The organism is Halobacteriovorax sp. (assembly GCF_041587335.1).
Classification (GTDB): Bacteria; Bdellovibrionota; Bacteriovoracia; order Bacteriovoracales; family Bacteriovoracaceae; genus Halobacteriovorax.
Map to the genome: position 1 here is coordinate 1 of NZ_JBFGYP010000094.1, position 12,010 is coordinate 12,010.

The 12,010-nt window shown below is 36.2% G+C and carries 5 protein-coding genes; 4 read left to right on the plus strand and 1 reads right to left on the minus strand.

All coding sequences use genetic code 11. The features are described 5' to 3' along the window. A partial coding sequence (locus tag ABX784_RS12210; RefSeq protein WP_372655329.1) for a hypothetical protein occupies positions 1–7,901 on the minus strand: 7,901 nt, incomplete at its 3' end. A 459-nt stretch (positions 7,902–8,360) separates the two neighbouring features. On the opposite strand from ABX784_RS12210, the gene ABX784_RS12215 reads away from it, so the two are divergent. From ABX784_RS12215 to ABX784_RS12230, 4 genes are all read left to right on the plus strand, one after another. After that, positions 8,361–8,969, plus strand: coding sequence for a hypothetical protein (locus ABX784_RS12215; protein ID WP_372655330.1), 609 nt, complete (start codon positions 8,361–8,363; stop codon positions 8,967–8,969). Further along, positions 8,970–10,898, plus strand: coding sequence for a hypothetical protein (locus tag ABX784_RS12220; protein WP_372655331.1), 1,929 nt, complete (start codon positions 8,970–8,972; stop codon positions 10,896–10,898). It abuts the gene before it with no gap. Further along, positions 10,882–11,541 (plus strand): hypothetical protein, encoded by a 660-nt coding sequence (locus ABX784_RS12225; protein WP_372655332.1) that lies wholly within the window; start codon positions 10,882–10,884, stop codon positions 11,539–11,541. Before ABX784_RS12220 ends, ABX784_RS12225 begins: the two co-directional genes overlap by 17 nt. A gap of 103 nt (positions 11,542–11,644) precedes the next feature. After that, a partial coding sequence (locus ABX784_RS12230; RefSeq protein WP_372655333.1) for a hypothetical protein occupies positions 11,645–12,010 on the plus strand: 366 nt, incomplete at its 3' end.

Below are 12,010 nucleotides of genomic sequence, written 5' to 3' on the forward strand. Positions count from 1 at the left end.
ACAACTTCAGCTTTTCTATTTCTAAGAAGTAGTGATGCCTGACCAGAACTAAATGCTAGGTCAATTGAATCTGATTGATCAGAGACTTTTACAGACTCCATATCTGAAGAGTCAGTAGCTAGCGTTATAACTGAACCAGTAAATGAGTTATTAAAGTTATCAAAGAAGTCGTAGGCCCTAACAACAACAGCAGTAGTATTTAAGAAAGCATCATCTGGAGCATCAGAAATATCAGTCGAAGCTGTTGTTTTAATATCTGTTGGATCAACCATTTTAAGCTTAACAACTGGTCCAGGATTCACATTCACGTTATAGACTGTTGGATCAACATCAATACCAACAGGGTCTGGTGTAACTGTATCTTTTCTCAGTTGTAAGCTTGCAACACCACTTGTTGTTGATGTGAAGCTAACATTGGCCACACCATTAACTAATGTTGCCGTATAAGTGTTAGTTCCACTTTCAGATTCATCAGAGTTATAAATAGTTACGTCACCATTTGGATTTGTAACATCAATTATAACGGTACCATTAACGTTATTTTTAAAGTTATTACCTTGGTCATACGCAAGTATTTGGAAATCAAATCTCTTTAAGTTATCGCCCTCAGCAACATCGTATAATGAACCGGCAGCAGGAGGAACGATTTGATAGTGGTGAGGAACACCAGCTCCAAATGTAACTGTCTTAGTCTGATTTGCTACAGAGTAATAAATATCATTATCACCATCATCAAAACGACTTGTCACTCCGCCAGGAGCAGCAGTCAGTCCTATATCAACATTTTCGGCCTTAGTATTTTCCAGTTTGAATACACCAATACCTTTCTTAATAGTAATTGTATCTGTTGAGATTAAATCTGTAGTATCTGTATCTCTAGGGTCACTTGTTCCTAGACCATTCCATACAGGAAGCCCAGAGGTAGAACTTAACGTAAAGTCTACTGCCATATTTGGAGCAGTCGTAACAAGGTTACCGTTTCCATTTCCATCAATATCGTGACCATCTTGAACTTCTACTGTGATATCAATTGGATTATCAATTGTTCCATTGGTAGGTTGAACAACCCAAACTTTTGCGGCCTGTCCAGGTATAACTGTTGAATTTAAAACAGAAGAAATATCTAATGTAACAGTGTTTCCATCTTCATCTATTTGAGTCGTAGGATTTGGAGAAGATAGAGTGAACTGAACTCCCTCAGCTCTAATAAGCTGCTGATTAAATAGAGTTGTCCCATCTGCAAGATATGTCTTCCCTTCAATTACTTTTAAACTTTCAATCCATCTCTGTTGAAGAGTTGATGTATCTTTTGCCTCTAGGCTAACTTCATAAACCTGTCCAGCACCTTCAATATCATTTAAGTTTCCGTACTTATCTTGAGGCTCAATCTTTAAAATATCTGTAGGCTTAGGACAAGGTGCCGCTCCAGGAACAACTGCTCCACAAGCAGGCTGAGAAAATGCAGCATCTGAAATTAATAACGTATCTGCACTGAACGATGCCGAACCAACAATAACAAATTGGCTCACTGTACCTGGTACGATCTTTACTGTCTTAGTACTTCTAACTAGGTTTGTATCATAAAGCGCCGGATCAATACTTAATGTAATATTACCGATTCTTCTACTATCAAATGAAAGATCTGCCGTACCATTTGTTACAGTTACTCGACCTTCATCTCCACCAAAGTCACCAGTAAAGTTTGAATCTACACCATTGTGAGTAAGTCTTACGTCATGATTTGGATGGTTGAGAACAATATTTGCCCCTTGATCCAGAACACGTACCTGTAATCCTCTCTCTTTATCTGTAGAGAACTCAGGAATAGTTACTAGAGGTTGATCAACAAAAACAAGAGTATAATCAGTACCTACTCCATGCATGAAATCGATTTGAGTAGGAGTTAAAGTAGAGATAGATCCACCGATAGGAGTATCTAAAGTTACGTTAACATTTGTTTCAGCTTTTAAATCAGCGACCTTGATATTTACAAAACCAGAAGTCACTGAAAAGTTTGCAGTTTTAATTGTTCTATTCTGCGCTCCCCAGGCCGTTCCATCTTGAAATACCCAAGCATCTTTATCAGTGGCAGCATTAACTGTTCCTGAGTAAGAGTCATTATAGTTCCCAAATTGATCACGGGCCTCAACTCTTAGAGTCACAGCATTATCAATTGGAAATGGTCCAAGACCTGCAGTATTTAATGTAGGATCAATAACAACAACAAGCTCTTCAGCAACATCAGGAGTAAAAATAATTGACTCTGTATCTGTTACATCAAGAGTTCCATCTGAAGCAGTTAAGAATCCTAATTGAATTGTTTCATCTGTATTAGGGAATGAAGTTGCTGCAAATGTTTCTTTCTTCAAGATAACTGTGGCAGCACCAGAACTAAATTGATAAGTCTTAGGTCCACTTACAAATGAGGCTCCATCTTTAAATGTACCTACACCACTTCTATACTCAACTTGAACATCTTTTCCAACGCCATCATAACTTAGGGCCTTATTCCCATGGACATCTTGCGCCTCAATGGTAACAGGGATCTCATCACCAGCGACAATAGGGCCAGCAGGAGTAATGAAAGCATATTTATTTGGAAGACCGTGAACAATTGTAATTGTTTTTTGAGCTAGAGGATCAGAGTTATCCATTACAGGAGCATCAACGTGATCCTGAACTTCTACCGTAACATCTCCGACAACAGTCTTATTGAAAATAATTTTACCAACACCATCTGTCCATGAGCTAATTGTTGCTCCACTTGGAAATGATGTTCCAGATAGTCCTGCGATAAATGCAAGATTCGCTTTTCCTGCAAAGTTTTCGACTGTATTTGTGTAGGCATCACGAGCTGTAACTTCAACTTCTATTCCAACATCTGCGCGTGTTGCAAAAGTAGGATTATCAGCAGTGTCGTTACGACCGAGAGCATTTGTAATAATGAAATCAACTGGCTCACCATGGCGAACCTTTACCTGAACAGTATTACCAGTAAAACCAGCACTTAAGTGATCGGCCAAAGTAAGGTCAATCGTTTCAGCAACTAGGTCACGAATAGTTATTCTACCAATACCTTGAGGGAAACTACCTCCAAAGTCGATTTTGTCGTCTGTAATCGCAGTAATACCATCAGCACCAACAACTTTACCATTTAATGATAACTGTAATTGAATTGCATCAGCTTGAGTGTAGTTATTTTTAAAGTTTCCATATTTATCATATGCCCAAACTTCAACAACAAGAGCGTTATCAGCAGTAACATGGTTACCATCACCATCTATAGTGACAGGCGTTTGAATTTGAAAATCTTTAGCAGCACCAGGATCAAATGTTTGATTTTTTAGTTCTGCTGGAAATTTTAAATCTGTCACACCAGGAGTTGATGTCCCCGGAGCAGTTTCAGAAGCTGAAGAAAGTGAGAACGTTACAAGCTCTGCAGTTCTGTCATAAACGGCAATACTTTCAACCCCATTGTTTCCAGAAGCAAAGTTAATAGTTCTAGTCTTTAGAGGACTCGCAACTAAACCAGTTGTAGAATTAATATCTGCAGCATCATTTAAGAAGGCATCCCCATTAACATTAAAGTCAACAGTCCCCTCAAATCCATTTGTAATAACATTATGTCTTTGATCACGAATTTCAACAGTTACGCTTGAAGGATTATCTACAATCCCATTAGATAGAGGCTTAACGATTGCAAAATAGCTTGGAGCACCAAAAGTAAAGTTAACAATTCTTGTATGTGAAGTACTAAGCCCTGCTGAGTTAGTACCAGAGTTACTATTTAGTGAAAGTGAAACACCTGTTTCCACTTGATAGTCATAAATATCAAAACTAGCAGTACCACTAACCATTGCTAGTTTAACATTCTTAGTATCAACATAAGTAGAAAGAGCTGGAATAGATGAAGAATCAATTTCAGCATTCTTTGTAACATTTAAAATTACATCACCAGAGAATCCTGTCGCCAAGTTATTATAATGGTCATAAGAGTTAACAGTTACGCCTACATCACTATCAGTATTACCTGTATAGACAGCAGTTGGAAGACTTCCTAATTGACCAGGAGTTAGTGCAATATCACTTGGAAGGATAATTGCGAATTTCTCTGCAGCACCGTGAGAAACATTCGCAACAACAGCAGCGTCTCCAGCTGCTGGAATCATAGTTAAACCTGTAGAGTCTACACTGTCATCTAAATGAAGAGAAACACTACCTACTGCACGTGTATTTAGATATAGATTACCTACACCACTAGCAATATTAACGACTCTCGTCTGATTAACTCCTGTATTTGGAATATCATCCTGCCCAGGAACGTTTGTATACAATTCAGCGTTACCTGATCTAATAACAAGGTTTACGTCATCACTAAAAGTATCAGCGATATTTCCGTTTACATCTCTTACTTCAACACGAACAACCTGAGGAGAATCAGCGTTAACACTTGCTGACATTGATCCTGGAGGATTTATATCAGTAGAGCCTACTTTTGCAATATCAACACTAACAGGATTACCGTGTAGGAAGTCAACATCAGTAGTTGGCAGAGTTAGCGTACGACCAAATTCATCTATAAAAGATAATGTAACTGTTTCTTTTACTCTATCGTAAACATAGAAAGTAGCTTCACCAGAAGTAATATCAACATTTAAATTTGTAACAGTTGTATAGTTATCAGGAACAACTTCAGAAGGGTTTGTAACAATCCCAGCACTATTGTTAACTGCAACTTTTATATCAGTTTCATAACTTGTATTAACATTTCCATACTGATCCAGCGCTTGAGCTGTAAAAAGAACCTTGTCATCAGTTGTAATTGTTAATGGATCAGACGGTGGTACTATAGCAAAGTTTGTAACAACACCTGAATTAAATAAAATTGTAGCAGTTGCACTTGTATCGTATCCTGCCTTATTTTCAAGGCCAACACTTATTGACTCAGATACAGTATCAGAGAGATAGATATATCCCTCTCCTCTATCACCAGATAAGAAATCTATATATAAATCTCCAGGCGCTCTATTGTCAGTTGTTGTAACTGGGTTGTCATCAGCATCTAAATCAATATCAGCACTATTTTGAGCAATCCATCTAAACTCAACAGCATCATTTTCTGTATAATTTACAACAAGGTTATCAAATTGATCCAATGCCTGAACTGGAACCTTAATTGAATCATCAACTGTTCCAACGCTATCTTTAATTACATACTGAGTACGTGAACCAGGTGCAAAATTAACAGAGATAACTCCTCCAGTAGGAGTCAAAGAATACCCTGTACCATCAGAGTCTTCCATTGTAATACCAACAGTTTGAAAATCTGCAGCGAATGGAGAGATAGATCTATTATAGACATAGAGATCACCATAAGAGGCATCATCACTTGGACTAGCAATTGGACAACTACCACTTTGTGACTTTATATCTACATACTCAACCTGAGGAAGAGCAGAATAATTAGTTAAGTTCGTATGATCAAATACAGCTGAATCTGTAATTCTAGAGTTACCATTTACAGTTAATTTTACATCTGTTGTTCCACCAGAACACCCGTAATCTCTAACAGGGTTGTTATACTGGTCAACAACTTGAACTCTTAATCTTGCATTATTATCTACATTTGTATCTGCAGGATCGGTGATTACAAATTTTCTATTTATAGTACCCCATTTAAAGTACACATCTTTATTTGCTCTTGTAGCATGAGTAATATCTATATCTTGAGATTGAGAGTTTTTAAATTGAGTAACTCCAGTTCTCATTGCAAGATTAATATTTACAGTCTCTTCTACAGTATTTTGTATATTTATAGTTGCTTCACCATTTACGAAGTCAATTGGTCCAGACAGAACAGCAGTTGCAGAGTCTGATTCAAACTCTAGATCACTAATTGGCGTAGAGGCCGAACCGTAATCATTAACTTTATTATTTCCATAATCATAAGCAGTAGCTGTTAAAGAGATGGCCGAGTCAACAGTCCCATCTACAGGCTCAGTTATTTCAATATAATTTGGGATACCCCACTTATAGTAGATACTCGCTGTATAAATCCCCAATGTTTCAATATCAACATTCTCTGCATTTGCAGTAGTATGTCTCATATCTGAAGGACCTGCAGTAAGAGTTAAGTTAGCTGTTTCATTTTTAATATTCCAAACAGTAACAGTTCCCTTACCTGATGAGTTTATAGAAATAACTTTTGCGTTAGTACCTGAGTCTGCATCAGTAGTAGAAACTTCAGTATTTCCATCAGATACAATACTTACATCTCCACCAGAATATGTAGAAACAGGGTTTCCATAAGTATCTCTGGCCTCAACCTCTATAGTTGTAGGATTTCTCTGGGCCGCAGCTGTTCCCCAGCCAACTTCACCAGTATAGCTATTAGCAAGAAATGAGAATTGTTTTGCGTCACCAGGAGTAAAATAAATTTTCTGAGTTGATGATAGATCTAGTCCAGTTGAACTAGCTGTTGATCCTAAAAGAACAGTACATTCTTCAATGGCCTTTCTATCTAGGTTAGTATTTGAGACTCTAATTGTTTTTGTCCCAGCGGCAAGAAACACTTTACTTGTTCCATCGTGATCAGCAGGGTTTACAAACGCTGAACATGATCCGTCAAATAAGATTCCAACATTACCATTATATGCAGAAGTAAAGTTACCACCAGCATCTGTTGCTTCTAGTAATAAACTTATTTCATCTGTTGTTTTAACTGTATCAGGAACAGGTGCTCTAAGTTCAATTTTCTGAACGGCACCAACAGAGAAGGCAACATCTTGAGTAGAGCCAAGATTAGTCATTCCCCCACAACCAGCTACAAGGTTAGAGATTGTTATAGTTACATTCTCTACTTTTGTATCTCTTATATTAAGTTTACCTGTACCTGCTGAAAATATTGCAACTCCATACTTCTCTCTAGATGCTGGAGTAGCTGCTTCAGAAACCCAAACTTCATCACCATTATCACCAACGACGTCAAAACGAGCCTGACAAGTTGAAGTGTAGTTATAAGCAAAGTTATCGTACTGGTCATAAAGTCTTGATAAAACTTCAACGGTATCATCTGTCGTAGCATCATCAGGATTATCTAACTGCATTCGAACAGCAGTTGCTGGAACAATCCTAACAACTTTAACTTCAGATATATTCATGCTTCTTTGGGTAATCGCTTCAAGCTCAGGAATCTTTCCATGATCTCGTAAACTGATAGTCACGTCTTCAGCAGTCTTATGACTAACTAAACTTAAGACACCCTTTCCTTTAACAAATGAAACAATTCTATCATTAGCATTTGTTTTACTAAATCTTGCAGGGTCTGCAAGATCACCAGAAAGAGAAGTAAAGTCTACAGAAATTTCAGTATTAAAGTCTTCTTCTTCAGATACTCTTCCATTGTCATCAACAAGTCTAAGTTGAAGGTCAAAGTTAACACCTGCAACAACTTCACTTGGTGGATCAACGATTTGAATTTTAGTTGGAATAATTTTATCTCTAATAGCAACTGAAACTTTTTCTTTTAAACCGGTTCCGTTTGCAATAATTGTAATATTGGCAACAACACCAAAGTCATTACCACCAACAACTTGTGTTGAAGCATAACCTTCAGAATCTGTTACTGCTGCTGTTGATAATAGTTTTGCTCCTGAATCAGGGTTATCTAAAATAAATGTAATAGAAACACCGGAAGATGGGTCTCCATCACCTTCACTTACAATTTGAATTTGAATATCTTCTGCTAAACTTTCCGGGTCTTCTAAGACTTGATTTTCACCTTCAGTAACATTCATTACTAAACCGAAAGTTGCTTTATCTAGCTCTTCATTTCCGGCCCCCATACAGGACGCCAATAGAATTGAGAGTAAACAATAGATTAGTAAATTCATTTTTTTCATAGAGTCATTAATCCATCTTTAGTTATTACTATTTTTTATATTTTAATTATCAAGTTAAGTTCATCTACACTAAATTAGAGAACTATAATTATAGTTCTCAAGCTAAATAGATATTCCTTTAACACTTAACGGCATTTTTATATTAACTCATTAGACTAAATATATTCTATGCGGCAGTAATTACTAAAAGTTACGGGAGGTTACATCCCTTTTCAGACTCTAAATAAATTATTTATGCACAAAATAGATGGCACTAAAACCACAACCTACTGAAATTACAGAGTCATAAAATCACTAGACCATGTATTTATCTTAATAGTTGCATTTGAATAGGAATAATTTTCCCGAAAGCTCACCCATCAATTCAAATCGTCAATTTTTTAGACAGTATTCCGATCAAATGGTGAAGATATAAAATAGAAAAGGTTTAACGCCTTCGGTATCTGGAGTTTAAAAGAAATGAAAACAATTAAGAACTTACTAAATTTATTGATCTTATCAGCACTTTGTTCATGCTCTAGTTCAACTACTATAAAGATAAACTCTGCTCCAGAGGGAGCTAAGATATTTGTTAAGAATATGTCTTCAAAGAGCTCCGAGGAAATCGGAGTCACTCCCCTCATTATAAAGACTGAGGATTTAGAGAAGAAGAAACTTAAAGACGGCCCTCTCTTTGTAGAGCTAAAGAAAGAGGGATATGAAGACGGAAAAGTCCTACTTGCTGAAACTGAGGCGATAAATATTGATCTATCACTAAAACTTGACCCAAAAGATCAACTTGCTGAGGCGAAGAAGTATGACAAAATTAGTGCTCAGTTATTTGAAGTTCAAAGACTTATTAGAAATAAGAATTATAAAGAAGCGCTAGAGATTACTGGAGCAATTAAGAAAGACTTTCCAGAGCTTTCAGTTCCAAACGAGCTAGAAGGAAGTATTTTTTACTTACAAAATGATTTTGAAAAATCACTTACAGCTTTTAATACCGCATACACTAAGAACTCTGAAAACTCATTTGTTCTTAAAATGAAGAGATTAATCCTAGAAAAGAAAAATATTGGGAAAAAGTAAATGAAAACACAGAACAAGAACTCACATTTAAAATTATTGCTAACATTGCTTTGTTTTTTATACGCTCAATTTTCGTACTCTGAAGGTCTCATTAGAGTTGATAAGCTGGCAGTTGAAAAACAAATCTACAGTAAAATTGAGAATGCTTTATCGGTATTGATAGAAAAGAAGCAATACATCTTAGATATTAATGTTCAAACACAAGAAGTTGATAATTCAGCAAAGAAAACAAAGAAACTTGAAAACTATAATTTTTCAGATGCAAAAGAGGCCAAGAAGGATTACTTCCTATTTCATAAGTTAGGAATAGAAGCACCTATCAATGGTCCTTCAGCTGAAGAAATTGCTGAAGAGAAAGAAAAGAGCAAACTTCCAAAGGTATTTGATGTCATTTCATCTGTTAAAATCTCTATCTTATTAGATGAGCTACTAGATGAAGAAGTTACAAATAATGTAGAAACAGTTCTTAAGAAATTAAGCTTCAACGTACCAGTAAAACCTTCAATGGACTTTTCAAGAGTTCAATTTAAGAAGAAAGTTGTTGAAGAAGTTAAAAAAGAAAAAACATTTCAAGATTTCTCATTAGCTGAACTTTTAAACCTTGGAGCTAAGTACTCTACATCAATTGGTTTCTTAGTAACTGGACTATTCTTAAGTCTAGTATCATTTATCTTATTTATTATGTATTCAAAGCTTCAAAAGGGACAAACATCAGCGTTAATAGACAGCAATAAAGAAATTGCAGCAATGGCCGCAGAATCGGCGTCGGCTTCAAGTGATTCCTCTGACGAAGATGAGAGTTCTACTACAGAGACAATTGAATCAACGACAGAGACAAAAGTCTCATCTGGTCTATCTGATGAAACAATGGTTGCTTCAGCTGTTGCTCGTTTTGAAAAGTATTTCACAGATAACAAACAGGAAGCTGCCACACTACTAAAGAAGTGGATTAATTTAAAAGCTCCAGGGTCTAAAGAAGGACTAATTCTTATTACTCAAGAGCTAGACTCTGAAGTACTACAACAGACTTTTGAAACTCTAAATAATCAAGACAGAAAGCTGTGGCGAAATGTTATAAGCAGTGCTTCTGGTGAAGTGAATCTACAAGTTGGTGCTCGATTTATTGATGAGCAAATTCTTGAAGAAGTCATTGTTCCTACAGATTTAATTAGTGATGAAACAAAGCAGCTTTTATACAGTCTAGATGTCGATACATTTACTAATCTAGTTATTGAAAATCCAGAGTTTGGACCACTACTAATGAACACTCTTTCAAGTTCATTTATAGTGAAAATTATTCCACGCCTAGATAGCAGCTTAATAGAAACTCTTACAATCAATAGTGTAAAAGCAGATAACGAAGAACTTAAAAAGCAAGAGCCTCTTCTACAAGAGAAGTTAAAGGCATACCATAAGCCTGACCTTGCTTCTCCATTTAGTGATAAGATAATGGAAATTCTCCCTTATGTTGATATTGAAAGCGAGGAATACTTCTTCACAGCATTTGGTAAGAATGGTGATACTAAGAAAATGAAAGAAGTCTTAAGTAGCTTCCTTCCGGCGAAGTCTATTTACGATCTACCAGAGACTTCAATGAAGATTATTCTGACAAAGATGAAACAGAGTAGTTTAGTCGAGTTCTTAGTTGTAACAGACGAAAACATTAGTTCTAAGCTAATTGAAATGATTGCTCCAGAAGGTAGTAAGAAGCGAGAAGTGCTAGACCTGGAACTTAGTAACATGCAGACAGATGAAATTAAATTAGCTAAACTTAAAAAGAACAAAAGTGATGTAGAATCTAAGTTTATTGCTTTCTCAAGAAAGCTCATTAATAAGAATGCGCAGATACAAGAAGAGATATCACCAATTATTGATGAACTATGTCTTAAATATGTAGAAGAGGATCACTCGAATGTACAAGCAGCTTAGTAAAAAAATTGCTATCTTTTTTATTCTTCTATCCTCTACTGCTTCATACGCTAAGCTTGATAATCTACAAGCGACAGTTAGAACTGGAATGATTAAAGGTTCATACGCAAACCCTCTTACAACGGCCTCTAGCTCTGAAGATACAGGCGGTGGCGGAAGTAATGCCACTAGTAACCTTGAAGGCGGTGGGTTCTCAGTAATGCCTTCACTTGATGCAGACTTAGAAATTTTTGATAACTTCAAAAGATCATACTTTGTAAGAACGAGTATTGCCCTAGATATGGGAACAGGGAAAATGCACTATAACTATCTTGGACTTGGAACAAGAAGGTACTATAAAGGTGCAGGTATCCAGAGAATTTTTCAAGGTGACGGAACGACTATAACGGCCATTCCAAAAGTTAAGAAGTACTACGGCTTTGATTTTGGACTATCAAGAGTCTCAGTTGTTAACTTCGGTACAGTTCTAAGTGCAGTGAGTACAGGGATTGATTTTGGAGGACACTGGGGATACACAAAACAAGTTAGTGAGAACTGGGGCCTAAACTTCGAAGCTGGCCTTTCATATGCGTATGGTATTAGTACTATTTCGTCATCAGGAATGAATATAAAGGTTTTATTCGGAGCGACATTTCCTCTCTAAAAAGAAAACCTTTTAATATTTTTACAATCCCTCAAAAAGTATCATAAAATCTTGGTAACTAACTATTTTTTATACTTCTTTAGTTATTACATAAAAGGTTTATATGAATATTTATTCAATAATTGGCTTTACTGCGGCATTAGTTGTACTCGGTTTAGGGCTATTTCTATCAACTAGTAACGTCGGTATGTTTTACGACTCAGTGAGTTTATTCATTGTGATCGGTGGTACGGTTGCTGCAATCTCAATTTCATTCCCTATTCCTGCTCTACTAAAGCTACTTAGAGTTTTCTTCACAAGAGTAATAAAGGGAAGCCAAGTAAACTACAAGAATACGATTATCTCTATTATTCAAATTTCAGAGAAGTACAGAACGGGAACTCCAATTCCAGCACTTATTGAAGAGTGTGACCTTCACTTTTTAAATGAAGCTCTACATCTTCTTGAAGATGGTATTGTTGATATCAAG

Coding starts and splice junctions, on each gene's coding strand:
- ABX784_RS12215 (WP_372655330.1), top strand. CDS start 8,361: ATGAAAACAATTAAGAACTTACTAAATTTATTGATCTTATCAGCACTT.
- ABX784_RS12220 (WP_372655331.1), top strand. CDS start 8,970: ATGAAAACACAGAACAAGAACTCACATTTAAAATTATTGCTAACATTG.
- ABX784_RS12225 (WP_372655332.1), top strand. CDS start 10,882: ATGTACAAGCAGCTTAGTAAAAAAATTGCTATCTTTTTTATTCTTCTA.